This window comes from Myxacorys chilensis, from assembly GCF_059505265.1.
The window spans coordinates 1-22,091 of the sequence record NZ_JCACKG010000060.1 but is presented as its reverse complement, the minus strand read 5'-3'; the positions used below and the strand labels follow the sequence as shown (position 1 = coordinate 22,091).

Here is a 22,091-nt window from a genome sequence, read left to right as displayed (position 1 = left end):
ACTGATTCTAAGCGAAATGCAATTCTAAATTCAACATCTACAACTGTAGTAATTTCCACATTCTAACCATACTACTTTCGGTGGAGAGCCATACAGTCGGCTTCTTTCCGCAAAGTCTGCATCTTGAGTCACGATACAAAAATCGTTCAGCTTCGCAAACTCCCAGATTTCTGTATCCGTTTTTTCTGCTAGTTCATCAAACTGCACATGGCTAGCATTAGGGAAAATATCGCCCAAGCGAGTAACTAACTTTCGGCTCAGGTTTTGATCAAATAGCAGTTTCAAGCGGCACTCACCGAAACAAATAAACGATGATCGCGATCAGCCGCAAACTCTAGACAGGCTCTAATGTCTGTTTCTGTTAGCTCTGGGAAGTCGTCAACAATCTCAGCAATAGACATTCCGGCAGCTAGCCAGCCAAGAACGTCATAAACCGTAATCCGCATCCGACGAATGCAGGGCTTGCCACCACGCTTATCCGGCTCAATGGTGATGATGTCGCGATAGCTCATAATACAAGTGTGTTTTACATCTACATCCAAGTCTAGAGCAGGCTAACACTGCACTGCAACGGACAGAACCGGAGATGCCAAAATTGAGAAGCGATTAGCGCGGAGCGCAACTTCAAGGAAACCGCACTTCAAGGTTGGTGATGGTGCGATCGTACTCTTAAGCGAAACTACAACTTCCTCAAGATTCCGAGAAGTGAAAATTAATAGCTCAACCCCTTACACGTCTCGGTTACGCTAAGCAGGGGCATTGTTTAGTTCTAAAATTGGCTTGCTGTGACGGAAATTAACAAGTGCCTCGTAATGATATTGACCGCATCAGGCAGAAAATCCGACTTCGCCAGTATGATATGTCAGCCCATGCAATGGAAGGATTTTCTAACAATTCTGGATATTGAAGAAGCTGTTTTGAACGGTCAAATCATTCGGGTTGAAAAAGATGACCCTAGAGGCACAAAATATGTAGTAGGGGGACTGCAATCGATCAACAAACGCCTGTCGAAGTCGTTGGACGCTTTGCCAGTAGTGAACGCTACTTGATCATCACCGTTTACGAAGTCACTAAGTTTGAGGGCTAAGGGTATGTATGGATATCGATGCGAGTACTGCGAAGGAACGGTTCAACCTCGACTCGTCAAGCGGGAGGCATTTAAGCATAGAGATGGATTTGTGATCCTCGAAGATGTCACGATTGGGGTTTGCGATACTTGTGGCAATCGATATTACTCAGCCGATATCCTTCATACCGTTCATGCTGTTGCAACTGGAGAAAGGTCACCCGAACGAACTGAACAAATTCCAGTTACTCACCTCGAATCCGCATAGTCAAATGGGCACACGAATAGCGGGTGTAACTTCAAGGAAACTGCACTTCAAGGTTAGTGATGGTGCGATCGCAGTCTCCCTTTAACCTAGACTAAAAAATAGACTCAGTCGGGTGGAATGCTTTGGAAGGATCTGTAGTCCGGCTACAGTGCTATAGAACTGTTTGCGTTACACGGCATAGCCTGTTAGCTCAACGCGCAAGTAGAATTAAGAAACATCTTCTCGTAGTAACTCTTTACCCTCGAATCATGACCGAGCTACTCCAACAGGTGATTTCAGAGATCGAAAAACTGCCAGCCGATCAGCAAAATGCGATCGCGTCGCGTCTCATGGCTGAACTGAAAGACGAACAAGCATGGGCAGAGCGTTTTGAATCAACGACTGATGAACAATGGGATCGGTTGGCTGACATGGTTCGGCAAGAAATTTCGAGTGGCGAAACGGCTCCACTGGACGAAGTCTTTCCAGTTAAGCAATGAAGTCGAGTGTCACTAAAACATTTCGCAAACGACTAAACCAGCTTCCTACATCAGTGCAGGAGCAAGCTGAAAGAGCCTACGAACTCTGGCGCGAAGATCCTTATCACAACAGTTTGCAATTTAAGCGAGTGAGCCAACGGCAGCCCATTTATTCTGCTCGCATCAGTCTGAATTATCGCGTTGTGGGACTGCTAGAGCAAGACGATCATATCTATTGGTTTTGGATTGGGGCACATGATGAGTACGATGAGTTGCTGAAAAGACTGTAATCTTCGTTAAAAGCCTTAACTGAGGAAGCGATCCTCCAAAATTTTGCAAAGCGAATTCGCTCAATTCAAAGCTAACTGCTGCATCAAGACGTGCTGAAGGTAGCGTTTTCTTCGGAGTTGCGTAGCTAATCATATCTCTTGACTGAGCGATCGCATCTGCAAAACCAAGTAATAGTTTGGTCAGTGGGGACACAACTAGAAGGTCATGAGTCAGAGTTCAGCACCAAGTTAAATGCAGATAAGTTCGCCTCCGGTGAGCCATGTCTCGTTGCTGAAAGTTGTGCAACCATCTCTGCACGAGACGAAACCTCAAGCTTCCGAAACATTCGCTTTAAGGCTTGCTTCACAGAATTTTCAGTAATCCAAAGTTCAGTCCCAATTCCTGCGTTTGTTCGTCCCAAAGCAACCAATTCTGCAATTTGCAACTCACGAGGCGTTAAGCGATTGGTTCTAAAGGGTTGCTGCCGCGACTTCCCATTGGAAACACCTTGCGAACGCACTGTTGCAGCCCAAACAGACAAGTGCAAACAGATAGCACTCAAATCAGCTAAATTTTGTGTATCAAAGGCAGGCATTGCCCGTTCACGAGTGCAGCCCACAACACCCACTAATTGACCACCATTGATGATCGGCCCCGCCATCACATGCCAATGATCGGGACGAGGACAGATGATGGTCCAAGCCTTAGGTGATGTCACTAATGCTTCATGGACAGGAGCATGACGCTCCACCAAGTAACGCACCACAGGATTATGTTCAATGGATAGTCCAACTTTTAGTATTTTCTGAAAATTGCTATCTGCTAAGGGAAGTTGATCGAAGAAGAAAACTCCCCATCGCGTAGCTGAAAAATACTCACCAATTTTTGGCACGACGTGCGATCGCACCTCATGTTCACTATGGGCTTGGTTGATGGCTTCAAACAGAAGCTTCAAGGGACTTGTCATAGGTGAATTTGACCAAAGTGTACCCGATCGAGGTCTAGAAGCAGATGAAGGACTGAGCTTATATTAGCTTCAATCTCAAAAACAACTTGACATGACAACCCATTCGGAAAGCGATCGCACCCATGTTCCCATACGTTGGATGCAAATTGGCTTTTATGCGACTTCAATCGTCTTTAACCTCTGCTTGATTGCTCAGTTATTAACGGTTGGGGTTGCCTACTTCAATAATCCTGCATGGTGGAACATCCATGTTTGGTTCGTGCGAGGGTACAGTGGGCTGTCGTTAATCTTACTGGGATGGTCGCTGATAGCCCCTTTCTCACGCAAAATACAGCATCTCGCCATCAGCTTACCAGTGCTGCTTGGGCTACAGTTTTCCAGCATTCATCTCAAGACTCCTCTCCACTTAGAAGTACTCCACCCTCTGATTGGATTCACATTACTCTATGTTTCTTCAAGCCTTGTGCATTCCACAGGGCGTATTTTATCGCCCACGAACCACCAGAATGAGCAAGTTTGAGAGGTAGAAATGACGCAAGATGCAATCTTCAGTCCCTTCTTTGCAACAGTGTTTCTAACACTCCTAGTTTGGGTCTATATGTACATCCGTCGTATCAAGTTCATCACAAGTAGCACGCTTCGCCCGAAAGAGCTGGCTGTACCTGGCAGACTGGCTCAGATCTCGCCACCAAGCGTATCCAACCCATCAGATAACCTAAAGAATCTGTTCGAGATTCCGATCCTTTTCTATGCGCTTGTCTTATACCTCTTCATCACAAACCAAGTGGATACGGTGTATGTAAACGCCGCATGGGTCTTCGTTGTGTTTCGCGTATTGCATAGTGTTGTGCATTGCACATTTAATCTCATCATGCTTCGGTTTTACCTCTACCTATTTGCCGCGATCGCAGTATGGTTCATTGCGATCCGCGCCGCCCTTATCCACTTCAGCGTGTAAGTACGTCAATCTGTTGGCGCGGCATAACTACATCGGTGAACCGGAACGGAGTATAGCTCATCTTGTTGAGTTGCAAAGGTTACTCCCATCCGGTTAGCTCAACCGTTATGCCGCTCAATTCTTAGCTGTAGCAGTAGTTCAACCCTTCTGCGGTGCTGCTAAAGCTAGGTGTTGAAACTTAAAGCTATGGTTATAGTGAAAGCGATGTCAACTGACTGAATTATGAGCCTGTCTTCAATTGAGCCAGTTCCACCCTACAAAGCGTTGATCTTTGATTGTGACGGCACTCTAGCTGACACCTTACCTGTTCACTTTCAAACATGGTTGACATCGTTGCAAGCAGTAGGAGCAGACATTTCTAAAGATTGGTATTACAAATATTGCGGCACGTCTGCTGAGGAAATGCTCCAAATCCTCAAAAACTTATTTGGGTATCAATTTGATTCAGAAATAGTCATTGCCAACAGACAAAAACACTATCAATCATTGATTAATACAGTCAAAGAAGTTCAGGCGGTTGCAGAAATTGTTCGTAGCCATTATGGAAAAATGCCAATGGCAGTTGCTTCAGGCGGGGAAAGAGTTGTCCTTGAAGCGACACTCAACAATATCAACCTACACAATTTTTTTGATGTTGTTGTAAGCGTTGATGATGTAGAGAGGAAAACCTGAACCAGACATTTTCTTGCTTGCATCTCAGAGGTTGGGCATTGTCCCCCAAGATTGCATCGTTTACGAAGATAGTGATGGAGGTTTAGAAGCCGCTCGTCGTGCAGGAATGCGTTCGATTGATGTCCGGATTCTTTGGCAATCAGAAGCCTAGAGAACATAGGTAGTTGAAGTTGCGCGGCATAACGAGTCCCTGCGCCCAAACGCTTTCTTTATTGTCCGACTAAAATCCCGAATAAATATAGTTTCGGATCAAGGTCTTCATAACATCCTATTTTGGTGTGTTGTTATGCAGAAAATATCTTGTATAAGATCACAATTTAGAGACGTTGTGAAGATTTGATCTGTATAAACTCTCCGGTCAAGGATGTTATGCAGAGTAGAACGGCTTACATCAGGTTAAACAAGAGCTAGGCAACCAAACAAAGGTATGTGAAATGCCCATCACACAAGCATTGGTTAAATTGGCAGACCACGCTAGTCAGGAATCGTTAGCATCAAAGCTCAGAGCTAAACGCATCACTCCATTGTTGAACATGATGGAAGCAGTTTCAAAGGAGTATGGCTGTATCAATATTATTGACATAGGAGGAACAGAAAAGTATTGGGGTATAGTCCCACAGCAGTATCTCGATGTACATAATGTGTGCATCACTATCGTAAATCTTCCTGACACCGTAATGCCCCAAGATCACGGTCGATTTAAGTTTATTGCTGCTGACGGCTGTGACCTTGTGGCCTTTAATGATAAGTCATTTCATATAGGGCATTCCAATTCTGTTTTAGAGCATGTTGGCGATTGGGAACGCATGGTTCAATTTGCAAAAGAACTCACCAGAGTTTCGCAAAAACTCTTTGTTCAAACCCCGAACTATTGGTTTCCAATTGAACCTCATTGCATGACCCCATTCTTTCACTGGTTCCCCAAACCAATTGGAATATGGCTGGTTTCACATTTTCAACTGGGGCATTGGGGAAAGGCGACATCAATTGATGAAGCGGTACGAACTGTAGAGAGTGCCCGTCTGTTGAACAAGGAGATGCTTCAGGAGCTATTTAAGGATGCTTCTATTCTGACTGAAAGGTTTTTCTGCTTACCCAAGTCTCTCATTGCTATAAAGAAATGAGACGGTTGCCTAACACTGCAATGCGATCGCTCAACTACAGGTCTACACTACTACCGAAGTAATTTATCGTCTATTACGGAAAGACCTGCAACAGGTTTATCGATCGAGACACTGCGGCAACTTCAACAGCAAATGGATAAATCTTTATCAAACTAAACCTGATTCATAAGCGAGAAGCTGCATAGTGAGTAAGCAGCCTAGTAAGGCTGTGGGGTGGAGGGATGTTTGTAGTCCGTTATCCCTCTGAAGTAGGTCTAGAGCCGTCCGAGAGATGCCTTAAGAGCTACAAAACGGGCGACAGATCGCGCGTCTCCTCACAACTAAAGGAATATTTCTTATGCCAGGGACGGATGAAAATGGGCTACCAAATTGTCGAGTATGCAGTGGCATAAATGTAATGACTCGCTTATCTCGATCAGATCTACCACGTCATGCTGCAAATTCAAAACCTACTCAGAAGTCGGACTCAACGGAGGAGATGAATGGATTCCGCCCCACTCGTTTCAGTGATTATTCCTGCTTACAACGCAGAAGCCTTTATTGCTCAAACGCTTGACTCTGTTCTGGCACAAACCTATCAAACGTTTGAGATCATCGTGGTAGATGATGGATCGCGCGATCGCACTGCCGAGATTGTGCGATCGTATGCCGAGCGAGACGATCGCATTCGGCTCGTTCAACAGGCAAATGCAGGAGTTGCAACCGCTCGGAATCTTGCCATTCAGCATTCACACGGCAAATACATTGCGCCGATTGATGCGGATGATATTTGGTATCCTCGGAAGCTTGAAAAGCAAGTCCAGTGTCTTGAATCGGCTGATGCCTCGGTTGGACTAAGCTATGCCTGGACAGTTTATATCAATGCCAAAGGAACGATCGTCGCCAGATACCCAGTTGAGCGCTTGGGCAATCCCGAAGGCGATGTGTTAACGACGCTTGTTTTTTCTAACTTCCTCGGTCATGCTAGCAATCCTCTGATTCGTCGAAGTTGCATCGACCATGTGGGCGGTTATAGCCCTGGGCTATTAGCCCAGGGGGCGCAAGGATGTGAAGATTGGGACTTGTATCTCCGGATTGCCGAGCATTACGAATTCCGGGTTGTCTCAGAATATTTAATTGGCTATCGCCATCACGATAACAGTATGTCGACGAACAGTATGACGATGGCGAAGTCCTACCACTTAGTGATGACTGAGATGCAACGTCGGCATCCTGAAATTCCGGTGGCTGTTCACAATTGGGGAAGAAGTGGTTTCTACAACTATTTGTTGGGTGTCAGCTATGCGGGCGGAGATTATCGAACTGCATTGCACTGGCTACTTCAGGGCGCGATCGCAGATCCAATTTTGCTACTCCGACCCGGAGTCTATCGTACGCTCATCCTTAGCTCGCTGAAGCTTGTCGCTCAACCAGTCATGACTTTAGTATGGAAGGATCACCGAACTTGGGTACAGTTCAAACGGCAGTTTAAGCGTCAATCTAAACCCTCTCTTGCCTCCGACGAAATTGCCTCCAATGAAATTGCATCCAACGAAATCCTGGTGATGCCGTCAGAGCGACGTCGAGGGTTAGTTTGGAAACCCTATGACATCTTGTGTTCGCGACGCTGGCAAGCTGTGATGCGACTGAATCAAGAATTAGCCCGCCAGAAGCAATCTGAGCCTCGTATCAAATCTGGGGTGAATGGATGAGAGGAGTCCAAGCCGCTAAAATTTGCTGGTTAAGATGAGCGCGATCGTCTGGAGTGGCATGTCGATCACACGAGTATGAAACGGTTCAATAATCCAATCTAAAGAGTTTAAGTTAAAGTACCTGCTGAAACACTGAATGCTTAAAACAATCGAGGCAATCAAAGCGCTCCTCCCTCTTCTAAAGCTTTACCCTTGGGCAATTCCAACCATTGTAGTTCTCGGAATTTTGTCTTCTCTTTCAGAAGGTTTGGGCATTAGTTTATTCATTCCGCTGTTGCAAGGTCTGAATCAACCCAATGCTCAATCGGGGAGCGGAAATGCTTTTCTACAAGTTCTAAATCGCCTCTTTTCGGGAGTGGCACCCGAAAATCGATTTTTAATTATTTCGGTCTTTATTTTTGGGTTGATTGTCGTAAAGTCTTGTCTGAGCTACGGGAATATGACCATGTTCTCTTGGCTCAACTCACAGATTAGCCATCGACTACGATCGGGCATTTTTCGGCAGCTTTTGAGCGTCAGCTATAGCTATCTGGAGCGCAACGAGTCTGGAAAATTTCTTAACGTCTTAGCTACAGAAACATGGCAGATGAGTCGGGCGTTGAGTGTGTTAGTGAGTTTGATCATTGACCTCTGTACTGTGCTGGTGTTTGCTACGCTGCTGTTGCTACTCTCCTGGCAGTTAACCGTAATTGTGACCGTTGTAATCGTTCTGATTTCCCTTTTCATTCAGGTGGTGACGCGGCAAGTCAAATCTTTGGGAGACCAAGCGGTGCAGGCTAACAAAGCGCTCGTTGGCCGCATGTGGGAAGGGCTAGGCGGAATGCGCCTAATTCGAGTGTTTGGGCGTGAGCGGTATGAGCAAGGGCGATTTGATGCGGCATCACACCAAGTTCGTCGGGTCTTTTTTCAGCTAGATGTGCTGAGCAACATGGTGGGTCCGATGTCAGAAGTCTTGTCTGCGTCGTTGCTGCTGCTGATTCTGGTCTTTGGACTAAGCAACACTCAGGCGAGCCTGCCCACGTTGCTAACGTTTGTGTTTATCCTGTACCGACTGCAACCTAAGGTCAAACAAATTGATGCATCACGAGTGGGATTGCTGAGTCTCATGAGTTCAGTAGAAGAGGTGAACACCATGCTAGAGTGTGCAGACAAACCTTATATCCGATCGGGTAAAACGCCATTTAGAGGGTTGCAGAGTGCGATCGCGCTCGAATCGGTTGCATTTCACTATTTAGAGTCAGAACAGCCTGCGGTTCAAGATATTTCAATTCGGATTCCAAAAGGGAAAACGACGGCGTTGGTTGGGCCTTCAGGCGCAGGCAAGTCAACGCTGATTAACTTGCTGTGTCGATTGTCTGATCCAACCGCCGGAGAAATTTATGTCGATCGCACGCCCCTGCAAGAGTTAGATCTCGATTCGTGGCGCAGTCGGATTGCCATTGTCAGCCAAGACATCTATCTGTTTAGCACCACGATTCGTGAAAACATCGCCTATGGTCGATTAGAAGCAACGGATGACGAAGTGATTGCCGCTGCTCAACTCGCGAATGCGCATGACTTTATTGTGCAACTACCCTACGGCTACGAAACCAATATCGGCGATCGCGGCATTCGGTTATCGGGTGGACAGCGGCAACGCCTTGCCTTAGCGCGGGCGATTGTTCGCAATCCAGAGATTTTGATTTTGGACGAAGCGACCAACGCGCTCGATAGTATTTCTGAAAATTTGATTCAAGAAGCGCTCAATACCTTGAGTCAAAATCGCACGGTGATTATGATTGCTCACCGCTTATCTACTATTGAACAAGCCGATCAAATCCTGGTCTTTAATGAAGGACGGGTGGTTGAACAGGGCAATCTTCAGCAACTTCTGAAACACAAAGGATTATTTGCCAAGCTCTATCAGTTGCAATATCCCAGTCCTTCGATTTAATTCAGTTTATCTAAATCACTATGCCATACGCGATCCGGAATATCGAAATTACACAGCCTCTGCCCTCAATTGAACTCGATCCCTCAGAACAAGGGATAGCACTGATCGTCCGCCGTTCCGATCGACCCCTTGGTTTTTTGATGCAACCTCTGCCTGAGGGGAGTATTCTGTCGTCAGATGCGATCGCTGAATGGATTGGCAGAAAACTGGGCGTGAAGATTCTGCAAGACAGCATCCGAGATGAACTCGGTGTGACTCTTGATGTCACTACCTTCCCTACGCTAACCGTGGCAATCTGCACAAAAGATCGACCCGTCACCCTCGCTCGGTGTCTCGACTCATTACTCAAGCTCCAGAAAGCTGATGCAGAAATGGAGACTCAATTTGAGATCCTAGTCGTAGACAACGCCCCTTCTGACGCTCGTACCCACGACCTTGTTCTGTCTCTACCAACTGTACGATATACACGGGAGCCGAAGCCAGGGCTTAATTTTGCTCGCAATCGAGCGGTTCAAGCAACAACCACAGAACTGCTAGCCTTTCTCGATGATGATGTGGTCGTCGATCGATATTGGCTCAATGGACTGACGGAAGCTTGGATCGAAAACCCGGATGCAGGGGCAGTCACGGGGCAAGTCATGCCCTACGAACTCGCAACCAAAGCTCAAATTCTGTTTGAGCAGCGCGGTGGATTCCGACGAGGGTTCAACAAAATTCGCTATGGACAAGTGATGCCTCACAATCGGGTTTATCCCTGTGATACTGGCTCATTTGGAGTGGGTTGTAATATGTCCTTTCGATGCACTGTTTTAGATAAAATTGGGGGTTTTGATGAAGCGCTGGATACAGGCGCACCCCTGCCTGGAGGTGGAGATCACGACATCCTCTATCAAGTGATTCGAGCCGGATTTCCCTTAGCCTATGAGCCAGGGTATTTAGTCTTTCATCAACATCGACAGAGTTACGCTAAATTGCGCCATCAATACTGGACGTGGGGCTTAAGCTTAATGGCATTTGTTGTTAAAGCTTACCGGAGTGATCCGCCAATGCGCGATCGCTGGTTGGGACTTGTGCGCTGGTGGTTTGCTAACCAACTCCGCCTGCTTGCCAAAAGCTTGGTTGGGCGGCACTCTCTGCCAGCCGATTTGGTGTTAACGGAGTTTTGGGGTGGCGTGATTGGGTTGTTGGGTGAGTATGGGCGATCGCAGCACCGCAGTGAGAAAATTCGGAGGCAATACTGATGAACCTGACGCCTTGCAAAGTCCTGACCCTTGATCTAAGTGAGGGAATTCCAGAGTTGCAGCCTGATCCTAATTATGAGCAAATACGGATTACGTTCTGGTGGCATGGTATTGCCCTGGGACAGATAGACCTGTCTTCGCAGCAGCTTCCGCTATCGGCGGCGCAATTGAGCAATTTAGCGGCTCAAGAGATCGCTCCAGCAGTCGGTGATCGCTTGTTTGAAAAAGGGTTTCGAGCTAACTTACCCCTTCTACCACCCCACGCTTGCGAAGCACCCGAGGATTTCGACAAATTAGTAAATCTTCAGGCTCCCTTGCAGACACTTCATCAAGCGTGGGCACCGTTGAGCCAAAGTTCGTTATCGGTTGTGATTTGTACCCGCGATCGTCCGGAGAAATTGGCAGTCTGTTTGCGATCGCTTCAGAGCAGTACTCAACCGCCCGATGAAATTATTGTGGTAGACAATGCTCCAAGTTCTGATGCTACTCAGCAGGTAGTGACGCAGATGCCAGGAATTCAGTATGTGCGCGAACCTCGTCCTGGTTTGGATATTGCCCGCAACACTGGCATCGCTCATAGTACCTGTGAACTAATTGCTTATACCGATGATGACGTTGCTGTACATCCTGATTGGAGTGCCCGAATTCGACAAAGCTTTCGCGATTCATCGGTCATGGCTGTCACAGGGTTAGTCCTGGCGGCAGAACTTGAAACGGAAGCTCAACAGATATTTGAACGCGATTGGAGTTTCAACCGTGGCTATCGCGTCTTGACCTACGACCAGGCTTACTTTGAACGACTGAAACCGTCTGGAGTTCCAGCTTGGTGTGTTGGAGCGGGGGCAAATATGGCATTTCGCCGTAGTGTGTTCGAGCAGGTGGGCACGTTTGATGAGCGACTTGACGTGGGGGCTGCCGGATGCAGTGGTGATTCTGAATTTTGGTATCGCATCATGGCAGAAGGCTATACCTGCCAGTATGAACCTATTGCTGTTGTGTCTCATTATCATCGACGAGACATGGTGAGCTTGTCTCAACAACTGTTTTACTACATGCGCGGACACGTTGCAGCGCTGCTCATTCAATTTGAGCGATACAAGCATTGGGGAAACATTGGTCGCTTGGGGATAGCAATGCCCAAATATTACCTGAAAAGAACAGTATTGCAGATTTTGAAACGCAACCAGCCTCCTGCTAAACTTCTTCTCACAGAGATCATTGGATGCTTCGCTGGCATTAAATTTTATTTACAGAACCGCCAACGTAAACCGGAAAACTAAAAACGTAGCGTCGATATCGCTAGAGACAGGATACAAAGTAGTTCCTCGAGGAATCTTTTGCTCATAGACACAAAGGAACCCATAGCAAAATGAATCATGTACTAAAGTGATGTACAAACAGTTCTTGCCAGAATTCTATCTTGGAATCCATTTCTCCACCCTTTAACCCATTTCTTTGGCTTAGGGATTCTTTTACGGATCGGTCGAGTGTTGGATGATTAGACGCTCCGCCTTCGGTTAAGTCAGCAAGCCCGCCATCGGGCAGAACAGTGTTTTTCGTTGGAAGCGATCGGTCAACAACTGCATCGGTTTCTCTGGAAAGCGGATTGAACAATCAACAGCAACGGGTCATCCTGCCATTGATGAGGTGAAGGTCAGTGATGAGGTGAAGGCCAGTCGTTTGCGGATTGGGGGTTTATGGCACAATTGCAGGTAAAGCGTTAGTCATCAAGGTCGTTGCCGATGTTGTCTGAACCGCTCACTCTTAATCTGAGAACTGTCCACTTTACAGATGAACAGTTTTATCAGCTTTGTATTAGCAACCCCGATTTGCAAGTTGAGCGATCGCGTCAAGGAGAACTGATTCTGATGTCCCCAGTAGGTGGCTCTAGTGGCAATCGTGAGATGGAACTCGGCGGTGAACTTTATATCTGGAATCGCCAAACGAAGCTTGGGAAAGTATTTAGCTCCTCAACAATTTTTAAGTTGCCGGGTGGAGGAGACCGTTCTCCCGATGCGGCTTGGGTAGAGTTGTCACGGTGGAATGCACTAACGCCAGAGCAACGAGCGAAGTTTCCTCCGATTGCCCCGGATTTCGTGTTGGAATTGCGATCGCGCACTGACTCTCTGGAGTTGCTGCGATTAAAGATGCAGGAATATCTAGACAGTGGGGTGCGGTTGGGGTGGTTGTTTAACCTGCAGGATCAGCAGGTGGAGATTTATAGGCAGGGAGAGGCGACGGAGGTACGATCGCTGCCGACGGAGCTATCGGGTGAGGCAGTGTTGCCAGGGTTTGTGCTTCAGGTGGAGCGATTTGAGGACTGAAGCAGAAAGATTAGTGCGTAGATGGAGAGGCTGGATTCATAGGAACGATCCTTTGGAGCTTGCAAGCGATCGCAGCTTGGAGGGGACGATTTAGGTGTTCAGGTTATCGTTCTTTTTCCTTGCTTCTGCCTATGATTCAGGACAGAGACGGATTCTAACATAGGAAGAATGTCAAAGGGTTCTACTTCTTTTCTACATCAAGAATCAACGTTTCTCCCGGAAGCCTCAGCATCTCTATTTGATCAAGGAACGTTCCTGTTTGAACTGCAATTACTCCTATTTGATCAAGAAACGTTTCTGTTTGAGCAGGGAATGTTTCTGTTTAAAGTGCGATCGTTCCTGTTTAATCTAGAAACGTTCCTGTTTAATTAGCGATCGCTGCTATTTAATTTAGGAATACTCCTATTTGATCTGCGATCGCTTTGCAAGCTCCGAAGGATCGCTGATGCATAAAAGTCATCACTCCACATCAACGAGCCACCATTTGTCTATCAACAGTCGCAGATCGATCTCTCGATTCCCTTGTACTCTGTACGTTAGCGCCTTTCACCTCTCTATTCTGCTGCCATGCCTCTCGAACACGTCGAAATCTTATCTAGCGAAGAAGTCCGCCGTACCGTTAACCGCCTAGCTTCGCAAATCGTCGAACGCTCAGGCGATTTATCTAAACTGGTACTATTGGGAATTTATACCAGGGGTGTACCCCTAGCAAACGTGCTTGCCGATCAGATCAGTTTGCTAGAAAAAATCAGCGTTCCCCTTGGCGCGATCGACATCACATTTTACCGAGACGACTTGGACACGATCGCAGTGCGAACGCCCGAAAAAACAAACATTCCATTTGATCTCACCGGAAAAACCGTGGTGTTAGTGGATGATGTGATCTATAAAGGGCGAACCATTCGGGCTGCTTTAGATGCAGTGAACGACTATGGCAGACCAGAAGTGATTCGCCTCGCCGTACTTGTCGATCGCGGGCATCGAGAACTGCCCATTCATGCAGACTTCGTTGGTAAACAACTCCCCACTGCCAAAGAAGAAATGATTAAAGTGTATCTACAGGCTACAGACGGACGCGACGGCGTTGAACTTGTCAAAGGATAGATACCTCAAAATCTTATGCTGAATCCATTAATGAGCAGAGCGGATGAAACTCAGAGCAATGCGAACGAAACGCAGTCTCGCAAAGCCGATCACTTGAAAGTCTGCCTCGAAGATGACGTTCAATTTCGAGAAACCACGAGTGGGTTAGAAGCGTACCACTTTACTCACACCTGTCTACCCGAATTGAATCGAGACGAGATCGATATCAGCACGACCTTTTTGAACCGATCTTTAGCGGCCCCGATTCTAATTTCCTCCATGACAGGCGGAACCGAACTCGCCAAGACGATTAATTATCGGTTAGCCGCGATCGCGCAGCAGTACAACCTGGCTATGGGCGTCGGTTCTCAGCGCGTCGCGATCGAGAATCCAGCCGTTGCCGACAGTTTTCAGATCCGTGCGATCGCGCCCGATGCATTATTATTCGCCAATCTCGGAGCCGTTCAACTCAATTACCGTTATGGCATCGACGAATGTTTCAAAGCCGTCGAACTTCTAGAGGCAGATGCCCTGATTCTGCATCTCAATCCCTTGCAAGAAGCCGTTCAAACGGGTGGTGACACCAATTTCCGGGGTCTGCTCGATAAGATTGCGATCGTCTGTGATGCTTTACCGATTCCAGTCATCGCCAAAGAAGTCGGGAATGGCATTTCGGCAATCATGGCAGACAAACTAATCAGCGCTGGAGTTGCCGCGATCGATGTTGCGGGAGCAGGCGGCACATCGTGGGCAAAAGTCGAAGGCGGACGAGCGCAAGACAGCAAACAACGACGATTGGGCGCAACCTTTTCCGACTGGGGCATTCCCACCGCCGACTGTATTACTGGGTTGCGGCACACCAACCCTTCCTTCCCTCTGATTGCATCCGGCGGACTGCGAAACGGGTTGGATATTGCCAAAGCGATCGCGCTTGGAGCCGATTTAGCCGGGTTAGCGCTCCCATTTTTGCAAGCTGCCAACGAATCAGAAGACGCCCTTCACACCTTAGTTGAGATTCTTAAAGCAGAAATCACCACCGTTCTGTTTTGCACCGGAACCGCAGACCTAGCGCAACTTAAACGATCAGACGCATTGACAAAGAGAATTTAGCGATCGGGGAATGATTTAGAGGGATGAAGGATAACAGAGTGAACGATTTGCCAATACTGCTGTAGAATTACTTTTTCAAAAGCGAAATTAGAATTTAACACAGTCCTCTGAAACAACCATTAGCATGAGAAAACATTCAGCCCGTTCTCATTCTGATTAGTTCTTTATCCCTCCTTACGTCGTAAGCAAGCCGTCCTTCACCCCTCATCCCTCATTCCTTCGTTGATTCTCTATGCGCGACTTCCTCAAACAGATCCTAGCTACCATTCTCGGTCTCTTCATCTTCATGGGCATCAGCGTAGGGAGCCTACTGCTGCTGGTCATCGTGGCATCCGTAACATCGCGAGATTCTGCTCCTGCCGTGAAAGACCGCTCAATCGTGGTGTTTGACGTGTCGCAAACCGTTACTGATGCACCTGCAAGCTCCAGCACTCGTGAAGTCTTGAGCGGTGCACTATCGGGCAACGACCTCGACGATAACATCGCCCTGAGAACCGTCCTCAATACGATCGCGGCTGCCGCTAAGGATCAGCGCATTACCGGACTGTATCTCTACGACGGAGACGGCTCATCTGCGACTGGATTAGCCACGCTCAAAGAAGTCCGAAAAGCCTTGGAGCAATTCAAAGCGTCTGGCAAGAAGATCTACGCATACGGGTTGGATTGGAAAGAGCGGGAATATTACTTGGCCTCGATCGCAGATCAGATTGCAATCAATCCAATCGGAAATTTAGAAATCAATGGGTTTAGCGCGGAAGCTGTCTTTTTTGCCGAAGCGTTGCAGAAGTATGGAGTCGGCGTTCAAGTGACGCGCGTCGGAAAATACAAATCGGCAGTCGAGCCGTTTTTACGCGCTAACCGCAGTCCCGCCGATCGCGAACAGACGCAACGGTGGCTCAACGATCTGTGGGGCGACTTCATTACAACAACGAGCAAATCTCGCAATCTGAAACCGGCGCAACTTCAGAATATTGTCGATAGTGCTGGGTTTTTGACCGCTACACAAGCGCGCGATCGCAAACTCATCGATCGGATCATGTATGCCGACGAGATGAGCGCCCAACTCAAACAGTTAACTGGCGAAGACTCCGAGAACAAATCCTTTCGCCAAATGGACTTAAAGAGCTATGCGCGGGTGGTAGAAGAGAAGAAAACGAAAAAAGGAGATCAGATCGCCATCGTTTATGTAGACGGTCAAATCGTCAACGGGCAGGGCAGTACGGGCAATGCAGGCGGCGATCGCATTGCGCGTCAACTGCGAGATCTGCGCTTAGATGACGCTGTGAAAGCGGTCGTGTTGCGCGTCAATAGTCCGGGCGGCAGTGCCACCGCATCAGATGTGATTCAGCGAGAGGTGATTCTCACCCGCAAGGCAAAACCACTTGTGGTTTCGATGGGCAATTTAGCGGCGTCTGGAGGTTATTGGATTTCGGCCTATAGCGATCGCATCTATGCGGAACCAAATACGATCACGGGATCAATTGGTGTGTTTGGGCAGGCGCTCAACGTGCAAAAGCTGGCAAACCAAAACGGTGTGACGTGGGATTCAGTGAAAACGGGGCGCTTTGCCGATACTCAAACGATTTCTCGTCCCAAAACTCCCGAAGAGCTAAATATAATTCAGTCATCGGTGAATCAAATCTACGATCAGTTTCTCACCAAAGTCTCCCAATCTCGCAAGCTCGACAAAGCGAAAGTGGCAGACATTGCGCAAGGGCGGGTGTGGTCTGGTGTGAAAGCAAAGTCGCTGGGCTTGGTCGATGAGTTGGGAGGCATGGAAGATGCAATTCGGGATGCGGCAAAACGAGCGAAGTTAGACAATTGGCGGGTGGAAGAGTATCCGAAATCTCGCACATTTGAAGAGCAGTTGTTAGAGCGATTGGTCGGTTCGAGTCTTAGAAGCGGTGCGCCGAAAGCAGATGATCCGTTCGCACAAAGCGTTGAAACATTTCAGCAAAACTTTAAATCGCTGCGATCGATGAATGATCCACGGAATATTTATCTTCGGCTTCCGGTCGATTTTGAGATTAAATAGTGTTTCTATCGATCGCTAAAGCATTACGTTAAATGCTGTGAGTGTTAAATGCTTTGAGCAATAGTTATGAACCCATTAGATATCGCGGAGAACCTCTATCCCTAATTCTGTACAGATTCCGGTTAGAGGTTTATCCCACGGATCGATCGCGAATTCATTCACAACTGCATGATCAAACACAACACCAACCGCAGGCTTATTTGCCCAGTCTGAACCACTAAATAGACGATCATAATAGCCGCCACCGTAGCCGAGACGAAAGCCCCTGCGATCGCACCCCACACACGGAACCAAAATCAAATCCACTTCTTGAGCGCTCAGACTGGGAGCATCTGCGTCAGGTTCTAGGATGCCATACGCCCCTTTGTTTAGCGGCATATCAGGTGAATAACGATGCCACACAAGCGACTGACCAACCGTGCGAGGAAACCCCCAAGACTTAGACCGAAGTGACGCTGTTAGCGAACTCAAATCTGGCTCTCGTCTGAAACTGAAATAAGACAGAATCACGTTTGCCTGTCGAATCAAATCTGATTCTTCTAGATGTTTACACATCTGTTGACTCTTGTCACTCCATTCCTGTTGAGAAATCAGCTTGCGTTGCTCAATCAATTGTTTTCTTAATTTTGACTTCTCCATGTGTTTTATCTTGCAATTGCTTCATTTTACTACTGCTTAAAATCTCTCTTTCGCCTGTATTGCTAATCTCCTTGAAGTATGTATGATGGCAGTATCCGGCGTTGGCAGGTGATTAGGGTATGGAATCCAATGTTTCAGAGCGCTTTCGGCAGTTGCAGGCTCAATTGCGCGATCGCTGGAGCAGCGTTGAAGAGTTTGAGATGGGCGACGCTGATATCGTTGTTGTTCCCTCGATTAGTGTGGATCAACGAGAGCTTTTAAAGATTGAAGGCTTCTTTCACTACGAAGAGCGTCTTCTATTTTCGCTGATTCGCTTGCGAAATCCCCGTACCCGTCTCGTCTTTGTCACCTCGCAACCGCTTCATCCCAGCGTAATCGATTATTACCTACAGCTTCTGCCAGGGATTCCGTTCTCCCATGCCCGCGATCGCTTACTCTTGCTCTCCACGTACGACTCATCTCTCCAAACCCTCAGCCAAAAGATTCTCGATCGTCCGCGACTGCTAGAGCGGATTCGCCAAGCCGTGAATCCCGATCGCGCTTACATGATTTGCTACAACTCCACGACAACCGAACGGGATCTTTCGGTGCAACTTGGCATTCCGCTCTACGCGCTCGATCCAGAACTTCTGATCTGGGGCACAAAGAGCGGCAGTCGGCAAATTTTTGCTGAAGCTGGAGTGCCGCACCCCGACGGTACGCCGTTGATGTGGAATGAGAAAGATTTAGCCGTCGCGATCGCCGAGCTTTGGGAACGCCAATCCGATTTGAAACGCGTGGTGGTAAAGCTGAATGAAGGTTTTTCAGGAGAAGGCAATGCTCTATTGGATCTGCGTCCCTTAGCCGAATACAGACCTGGCGCGACAACTCATGCTCAGCGCGTCACTCAAATCTACGATCGCTTTGTCAACCTCAAATTTGAGTCAAAAGCGGAAACCTGGGAGAACTATGGCAGTCGCATTCCAGAACTCGGTGCGATCGGGGAAGCGTTTATTGAAGGCGAAACAAAACTGTCGCCCAGCGTCCAGGGTCGAATTACCCCTGGTGGCGACATCGAAATTCTCTCGACGCACGACCAGATTTTAGGCGGGCCGAGTGGGCAAATCTATTTGGGCTGTCGCTTTCCTGCCGATGAAGTCTATCGGTTAACGATTCAAGATTTGAGCCTGAAAGTGGGACGATTCCTTGCTGAAAAAGGCGCACTAGAGCGCTTTGGAGTCGACTTTATCGCCGTGCAGCAGCCATCTGGGGAATGGGAGTTTCATGCGATCGAGATTAACCTACGAAAAGGCGGCACAACCCACCCCTTCATGACGCTAAAATTTCTCACCAATGGGCGCTATGACCTCTCTAGCGGCTCGTTCTATAGCCAACAAGGACGGGCTAAATATTACATGGCAACCGACAATTTACAGAAGCCGCAGTACCAGGGCCTGTTGCCCAATGACCTGATGGACATCATCGCGCACCATCAGCTTCACTTTGACACCAGCACCGAGACGGGAACCGTGTTTCACCTGATGGGCTGCCTGTCAGAGTTTGGCAAGTTAGGACTCACCAGCATTGGCAACTCGGCTCAGCAAGCAGAAGATATTTATCGGCACGTCGTCAAAGCGATCGACGATGAGACAAAATCGAACACGCCGGGACAAGCTCTATCGATGCATTGGAATAGTCGCTATTAAACCTTGACCGCGACCATGTTTCGCACGGCTTCCACAATTTGCTGAGGTTGCACGATCGTTAGACTCTCCAACGTGCCGTTGTAAGGCGTCGGAATATCTTGAGACGACATTCGCAATACCGGGGCGTCGAGTTCATCAAAGAAGCGATCGTTGATCGAGGCCGTCAGTTCTGCACCGATGCCGCCCGTTCTCATACATTCTTCCACCACAATGACGCGATGGGTTTTGCGAATCGACTCGCCAATCGTCTCAAAGTCGAGCGGCTTGAGCGAAATTAAATCAATCACTTCTGGATCAAATCCTTCAGGCTCAAGCGTTTTGAGCGCCTGTAGAACGTGATAGCGCATCCGAGAATAGGTCAAGATTGTTACATCCTTTCCAGGACGCACGATTTCTGCCTTGTCGAGCGGCAAATAATATTCGCCTTCGGGCAAGGTTTCTTTGAGGTTGTAGAGCAACACATGCTCAAAAAACAGCACCGGATTGTTATCGCGAATTGCAGATTTGAGCAACCCTTTGGCATTGCGGGGGGTCGAACACGCGACAATCTTAAGACCGGGAACCGCTTGAAAATAGGCTTCTAGACGCTGAGAATGCTCGGCTCCTAGCCGACTGCCAACCCCACCCGGCCCTCGAATGACCATCGGAATTCTGAAGTTACCGCCAGAGGTATAGCGCAACATTCCCGCATTATTGGCGATTTGATTAAACGCTAACAGCAGAAAGCCCATGTTCATGCCTTCAATGATCGGGCGTAATCCCGTCATTGCGGCTCCGACTGCCATTCCTGTGAAGCTATTTTCTGCGATCGGCGTATCGAGCAGCCGCAAATCCCCATATTTTTTGTACAGATCTTTCGTCACCTTGTAGGAGCCGCCATAGTGACCGACATCTTCTCCCATCACTAGCACGGTGGGATCTTTTGCCATTTCTTCGTCGATCGCTTCCCGTAGGGCGTTGAAAAATAGGGTCTCTGCCATTGCTGTTGATGAATAATTAGATCGGGCTTACTTATTTTAGTGGAGGGGATGCGATTCGCAAAGCGCAACTCGAAGACAACAGGGCGATCTCTTCGAGTTATCCGCGAGAGGTCGTATCAAAAATTAAGTGCAGTAAGCAAAGTGCGGGTAATGTGGAGGCGAATACTTCCGGTGCAGAGAACCTGTGCGATGATAGCCAGACTTAATTTGAAAATAGGCGAAATTTTTCACCTATCCATCTAAATAAGCATATTATGCAGAAACCATCTGCCTATTCACGCGTTCTGAAGTGATATGCAGAAACTTTCTCTCTAAAAAGAAGTAGTGCGGCTCTGCCTCTTAATAAGGAGATCACCAGGAAGTAGATAAACATTCAAAGCCAGGGTATCTCGAAGCAATCAGTGAGCCAGTGACTTGAAGTCGTTTATGTATAAAATACTTGCTTTAGCTTCAAGTTACTAAAAGATAACGGATTAAGTAAAAGTCTATAATGTGAACTTCTTTAAAGTTGTCATGGTGAATGTAGATTTGCAGCAATGGAACGATAGAACCATGAAAAATACAACACGAGACGATCAGGAGTTCTGCAAACCTGCAGAGAAACTAGAGGAACTTTTAGAACAATCAAGCCAAGAGGTACTTTTAGCTTTACTGATTAAGTATGCCGATGAGTGGAAACATTTCAGCAATCAAATTTGGTCAATAAGTTCGATATTCATACCACTTTCTCTTTCAGGTATCGCATTTGCTTTTGACAAGCCCTTTAAAACATCCGTGATCGCAGCCTTTTCGATAATACTTATTTGGATTTGGTATTTTCTTACTGATAGAGCGCAAATGATCATTGATAATATTTGGAAGATATATGCAGCCATTGAAACTAAACTGTTAAAGCTCAAGGAACCGTTGATTAAGTCTGGACTGACTGAGGTGGTTCCCCATAGACGTAGAGTGTCCTTGCGAAAGATTCGGCTATGGATTGCAGCTACCATCACAGGGGCATGGTTATTTACGGCAATAACTTCCTTTTTCCTTTAGAGCATACAGACTTTAATCTAATTCACAGCCCAATAATCGCGCTGCACCAGAACAAAGCTTGATATTGTTAGGCTATAAAACTCATCTGTGTCCGGTGAGCGCAAACGTTAGCTCCTCAGGCCCAAAGCCAAGGTTAAGTTTTAGATGCGACCCCTTGCGGGTAAATCATCGAAGAGATCGCCCTATCTAAAGCAACACCACACTAGACGTGAAGGGCACTCTCCGCGAATCGATTGATAGATGTAGACACGACTAGGGGGGAATTTGCATTTAAGCGATCAGTTAGAGCAGCTTGAGTTGTGCGTCCATTTGAGACAGGAGTGGATTGCGAAATTGCCGTCTCAAACGCATCGGCAACGAGTTTGTGAACCTGAGTTGTGGGATGAATCTGATCCCACCAAAAGTATCCTTCAGGATTCGTTGGGTTAGATTGCTGGAACAAGGGATCAGTAATGTTGGTAAACCCAAACTCTCCAGGAGCCGCTGCAATTCGTTGAGAGATGCTAAACAAATCGACTTCAATAATATCTACACCGAGACTAGGTTCTA

The 22,091-nt window shown here is 47.5% G+C and carries 24 protein-coding genes and 1 pseudogene; 19 read left to right on the top strand and 6 right to left on the bottom strand.

The features are described 5' to 3' along the window. Positions 1–30 precede the first annotated feature (30 nt). Together AC5JLB_RS03120 and AC5JLB_RS03115 are read right to left on the bottom strand one after the other, a co-directional pair. Positions 31–285 (bottom strand): DUF5615 family PIN-like protein, encoded by a 255-nt coding sequence (locus AC5JLB_RS03120; RefSeq protein ID WP_495872399.1) that lies wholly within the window; start codon positions 283–285, stop codon positions 31–33. After that, positions 282–512 (bottom strand): DUF433 domain-containing protein, encoded by a 231-nt coding sequence (locus AC5JLB_RS03115; protein WP_495872398.1) that lies wholly within the window; start codon positions 510–512, stop codon positions 282–284. The genes AC5JLB_RS03120 and AC5JLB_RS03115 overlap by 4 nt, the downstream gene beginning before the upstream one ends. A gap of 357 nt (positions 513–869) precedes the next feature. Here AC5JLB_RS03115 and AC5JLB_RS03110 point away from each other — a divergent pair, with 357 nt between their 5' ends. From AC5JLB_RS03110 to AC5JLB_RS03095, 4 genes are all read left to right on the top strand, one after another. After that, positions 870–1,049, top strand: a complete 180-nt coding sequence (locus tag AC5JLB_RS03110; RefSeq protein WP_495872397.1) for a hypothetical protein — start codon at positions 870–872, stop codon at positions 1,047–1,049. A gap of 42 nt (positions 1,050–1,091) precedes the next feature. Continuing rightward, a complete protein-coding gene (locus AC5JLB_RS03105) occupies positions 1,092–1,334 on the top strand; it encodes a YgiT-type zinc finger protein (protein ID WP_495872396.1) in 243 nt (80 codons plus the stop codon). A gap of 248 nt (positions 1,335–1,582) precedes the next feature. After that, positions 1,583–1,813 carry a hypothetical protein gene (locus AC5JLB_RS03100; protein ID WP_495872395.1) on the top strand — a complete coding sequence of 77 codons (231 nt, stop codon included), beginning with the start codon at positions 1,583–1,585 and terminating at the stop codon, positions 1,811–1,813. Continuing rightward, positions 1,810–2,082: a type II toxin-antitoxin system RelE family toxin gene (locus tag AC5JLB_RS03095; protein WP_495872394.1), complete on the top strand. Its 273-nt coding sequence runs from the start codon at positions 1,810–1,812 to the stop codon at positions 2,080–2,082. The genes AC5JLB_RS03100 and AC5JLB_RS03095 overlap by 4 nt, the downstream gene beginning before the upstream one ends. A 203-nt stretch (positions 2,083–2,285) precedes the next feature. Here the strand turns inward: AC5JLB_RS03095 and AC5JLB_RS03090 are convergent, their stop codons facing one another. Then, entirely contained in the window at positions 2,286–3,029 is a 744-nt protein-coding gene (locus AC5JLB_RS03090) for a LuxR C-terminal-related transcriptional regulator (RefSeq protein WP_495872393.1), read from the bottom strand. A 91-nt stretch (positions 3,030–3,120) separates the two neighbouring features. On the opposite strand from AC5JLB_RS03090, the gene AC5JLB_RS03085 reads away from it, so the two are divergent. The 13 genes and pseudogenes from AC5JLB_RS03085 to sppA all read left to right on the top strand — a co-directional run bounded on the left by AC5JLB_RS03085 (position 3,121) and on the right by sppA (position 17,200). Further along, entirely contained in the window at positions 3,121–3,549 is a 429-nt protein-coding gene (locus AC5JLB_RS03085) for a DUF6220 domain-containing protein (protein WP_495872392.1), read from the top strand. 9 nt (positions 3,550–3,558) lie between these two features. Beyond that, positions 3,559–3,987, top strand: coding sequence for an MAPEG family protein (locus AC5JLB_RS03080; RefSeq protein ID WP_495872391.1), 429 nt, complete (start codon positions 3,559–3,561; stop codon positions 3,985–3,987). A gap of 222 nt (positions 3,988–4,209) precedes the next feature. Continuing rightward, a pseudogene (locus tag AC5JLB_RS03075) lies at positions 4,210–4,810 on the top strand (HAD family hydrolase). Positions 4,811–5,093: 283 nt separating this feature from the next. Continuing rightward, positions 5,094–5,783, top strand: a complete 690-nt coding sequence (locus tag AC5JLB_RS03070) for a methyltransferase domain-containing protein (RefSeq protein WP_495872390.1) — start codon at positions 5,094–5,096, stop codon at positions 5,781–5,783. 482 nt (positions 5,784–6,265) lie between these two features. Next, positions 6,266–7,474, top strand: a complete 1,209-nt coding sequence (locus tag AC5JLB_RS03065) for a glycosyltransferase family 2 protein (protein ID WP_495872389.1) — start codon at positions 6,266–6,268, stop codon at positions 7,472–7,474. 136 nt (positions 7,475–7,610) lie between these two features. Further along, positions 7,611–9,407, top strand: coding sequence for an ABC transporter ATP-binding protein (locus tag AC5JLB_RS03060; protein WP_495872388.1), 1,797 nt, complete (start codon positions 7,611–7,613; stop codon positions 9,405–9,407). A gap of 20 nt (positions 9,408–9,427) precedes the next feature. Next, on the top strand, positions 9,428–10,648 hold the full coding sequence (locus AC5JLB_RS03055; RefSeq protein ID WP_495872387.1) for a glycosyltransferase family 2 protein: 1,221 nt from the start codon (positions 9,428–9,430) through the stop codon (positions 10,646–10,648). After that, the gene (locus tag AC5JLB_RS03050) at positions 10,648–11,928 is read left to right on the top strand and encodes a glycosyltransferase family 2 protein (RefSeq protein ID WP_495872386.1); all 1,281 of its coding nucleotides are present in this window, start codon (positions 10,648–10,650) and stop codon (positions 11,926–11,928) included. The genes AC5JLB_RS03055 and AC5JLB_RS03050 overlap by 1 nt, the downstream gene beginning before the upstream one ends. Positions 11,929–12,390: 462 nt before the next feature. Continuing rightward, entirely contained in the window at positions 12,391–12,972 is a 582-nt protein-coding gene (locus tag AC5JLB_RS03045) for a Uma2 family endonuclease (RefSeq protein ID WP_495872385.1), read from the top strand. 168 nt (positions 12,973–13,140) lie between these two features. After that, the gene (locus tag AC5JLB_RS03040) at positions 13,141–13,344 is read left to right on the top strand and encodes a hypothetical protein (protein WP_495872384.1); all 204 of its coding nucleotides are present in this window, start codon (positions 13,141–13,143) and stop codon (positions 13,342–13,344) included. A gap of 195 nt (positions 13,345–13,539) precedes the next feature. Beyond that, complete coding sequence (pyrR, locus tag AC5JLB_RS03035; protein WP_495872383.1) at positions 13,540–14,076, top strand: bifunctional pyr operon transcriptional regulator/uracil phosphoribosyltransferase PyrR; 537 nt, start codon at positions 13,540–13,542, stop codon at positions 14,074–14,076. 15 nt (positions 14,077–14,091) lie between these two features. Then, entirely contained in the window at positions 14,092–15,165 is a 1,074-nt protein-coding gene (fni, locus tag AC5JLB_RS03030; protein ID WP_495872382.1) for a type 2 isopentenyl-diphosphate Delta-isomerase, read from the top strand. Between the two features lie 232 nt (positions 15,166–15,397). Beyond that, complete coding sequence (gene sppA / locus AC5JLB_RS03025) at positions 15,398–17,200, top strand: signal peptide peptidase SppA (RefSeq protein WP_495872381.1); 1,803 nt, start codon at positions 15,398–15,400, stop codon at positions 17,198–17,200. Positions 17,201–17,275: 75 nt separating this feature from the next. Here the strand turns inward: sppA and AC5JLB_RS03020 are convergent, their stop codons facing one another. Next, positions 17,276–17,839 (bottom strand): 5-formyltetrahydrofolate cyclo-ligase, encoded by a 564-nt coding sequence (locus AC5JLB_RS03020; protein ID WP_495872380.1) that lies wholly within the window; start codon positions 17,837–17,839, stop codon positions 17,276–17,278. 119 nt (positions 17,840–17,958) lie between these two features. Between AC5JLB_RS03020 and AC5JLB_RS03015 the strand changes: the two genes are divergently transcribed. Further along, on the top strand, positions 17,959–19,524 hold the full coding sequence (locus AC5JLB_RS03015) for a peptide ligase PGM1-related protein (protein ID WP_495872379.1): 1,566 nt from the start codon (positions 17,959–17,961) through the stop codon (positions 19,522–19,524). On the opposite strand, the gene AC5JLB_RS03010 is transcribed toward AC5JLB_RS03015, so the two are convergent. Continuing rightward, positions 19,521–20,504, bottom strand: coding sequence for an alpha-ketoacid dehydrogenase subunit beta (locus tag AC5JLB_RS03010; protein ID WP_495693804.1), 984 nt, complete (start codon positions 20,502–20,504; stop codon positions 19,521–19,523). The two genes, AC5JLB_RS03015 and AC5JLB_RS03010, sit on opposite strands and share 4 nt — an antisense overlap. Positions 20,505–21,056: 552 nt before the next feature. Here AC5JLB_RS03010 and AC5JLB_RS03005 point away from each other — a divergent pair. After that, positions 21,057–21,542, top strand: coding sequence for a hypothetical protein (locus AC5JLB_RS03005; protein WP_495872378.1), 486 nt, complete (start codon positions 21,057–21,059; stop codon positions 21,540–21,542). Between the two features lie 202 nt (positions 21,543–21,744). Here AC5JLB_RS03005 and AC5JLB_RS03000 read toward each other — a convergent pair. Next, positions 21,745–22,091: hypothetical protein (locus AC5JLB_RS03000; RefSeq protein ID WP_495872377.1), on the bottom strand; the 347-nt coding region annotated here is incomplete at its 5' end.

What these genes read in the sequence shown, in the direction of transcription:
- AC5JLB_RS03115 (WP_495872398.1), bottom strand. Translation starts at nt 512, where the DNA reads ATGAGCTATCGCGACATCATCACCATTGAGCCGGATAAGCGTGGTGGC.
- AC5JLB_RS03110 (WP_495872397.1), top strand. Translation starts at nt 870, where the DNA reads ATGCAATGGAAGGATTTTCTAACAATTCTGGATATTGAAGAAGCTGTT.
- AC5JLB_RS03105 (WP_495872396.1), top strand. Translation starts at nt 1,092, where the DNA reads ATGTATGGATATCGATGCGAGTACTGCGAAGGAACGGTTCAACCTCGA.
- AC5JLB_RS03100 (WP_495872395.1), top strand. Translation starts at nt 1,583, where the DNA reads ATGACCGAGCTACTCCAACAGGTGATTTCAGAGATCGAAAAACTGCCA.
- AC5JLB_RS03095 (WP_495872394.1), top strand. Translation starts at nt 1,810, where the DNA reads ATGAAGTCGAGTGTCACTAAAACATTTCGCAAACGACTAAACCAGCTT.
- AC5JLB_RS03090 (WP_495872393.1), bottom strand. Translation starts at nt 3,029, where the DNA reads ATGACAAGTCCCTTGAAGCTTCTGTTTGAAGCCATCAACCAAGCCCAT.
- AC5JLB_RS03085 (WP_495872392.1), top strand. Translation starts at nt 3,121, where the DNA reads ATGACAACCCATTCGGAAAGCGATCGCACCCATGTTCCCATACGTTGG.
- AC5JLB_RS03080 (WP_495872391.1), top strand. Translation starts at nt 3,559, where the DNA reads ATGACGCAAGATGCAATCTTCAGTCCCTTCTTTGCAACAGTGTTTCTA.
- AC5JLB_RS03070 (WP_495872390.1), top strand. Translation starts at nt 5,094, where the DNA reads ATGCCCATCACACAAGCATTGGTTAAATTGGCAGACCACGCTAGTCAG.
- AC5JLB_RS03065 (WP_495872389.1), top strand. Translation starts at nt 6,266, where the DNA reads ATGGATTCCGCCCCACTCGTTTCAGTGATTATTCCTGCTTACAACGCA.
- AC5JLB_RS03060 (WP_495872388.1), top strand. Translation starts at nt 7,611, where the DNA reads ATGCTTAAAACAATCGAGGCAATCAAAGCGCTCCTCCCTCTTCTAAAG.
- AC5JLB_RS03055 (WP_495872387.1), top strand. Translation starts at nt 9,428, where the DNA reads ATGCCATACGCGATCCGGAATATCGAAATTACACAGCCTCTGCCCTCA.
- AC5JLB_RS03050 (WP_495872386.1), top strand. Translation starts at nt 10,648, where the DNA reads ATGAACCTGACGCCTTGCAAAGTCCTGACCCTTGATCTAAGTGAGGGA.
- AC5JLB_RS03045 (WP_495872385.1), top strand. Translation starts at nt 12,391, where the DNA reads ATGTTGTCTGAACCGCTCACTCTTAATCTGAGAACTGTCCACTTTACA.
- AC5JLB_RS03040 (WP_495872384.1), top strand. Translation starts at nt 13,141, where the DNA reads ATGTCAAAGGGTTCTACTTCTTTTCTACATCAAGAATCAACGTTTCTC.
- pyrR (WP_495872383.1), top strand. Translation starts at nt 13,540, where the DNA reads ATGCCTCTCGAACACGTCGAAATCTTATCTAGCGAAGAAGTCCGCCGT.
- fni (WP_495872382.1), top strand. Translation starts at nt 14,092, where the DNA reads ATGCTGAATCCATTAATGAGCAGAGCGGATGAAACTCAGAGCAATGCG.
- sppA (WP_495872381.1), top strand. Translation starts at nt 15,398, where the DNA reads ATGCGCGACTTCCTCAAACAGATCCTAGCTACCATTCTCGGTCTCTTC.
- AC5JLB_RS03020 (WP_495872380.1), bottom strand. Translation starts at nt 17,839, where the DNA reads ATGGAGAAGTCAAAATTAAGAAAACAATTGATTGAGCAACGCAAGCTG.
- AC5JLB_RS03015 (WP_495872379.1), top strand. Translation starts at nt 17,959, where the DNA reads ATGGAATCCAATGTTTCAGAGCGCTTTCGGCAGTTGCAGGCTCAATTG.
- AC5JLB_RS03010 (WP_495693804.1), bottom strand. Translation starts at nt 20,504, where the DNA reads ATGGCAGAGACCCTATTTTTCAACGCCCTACGGGAAGCGATCGACGAA.
- AC5JLB_RS03005 (WP_495872378.1), top strand. Translation starts at nt 21,057, where the DNA reads ATGAAAAATACAACACGAGACGATCAGGAGTTCTGCAAACCTGCAGAG.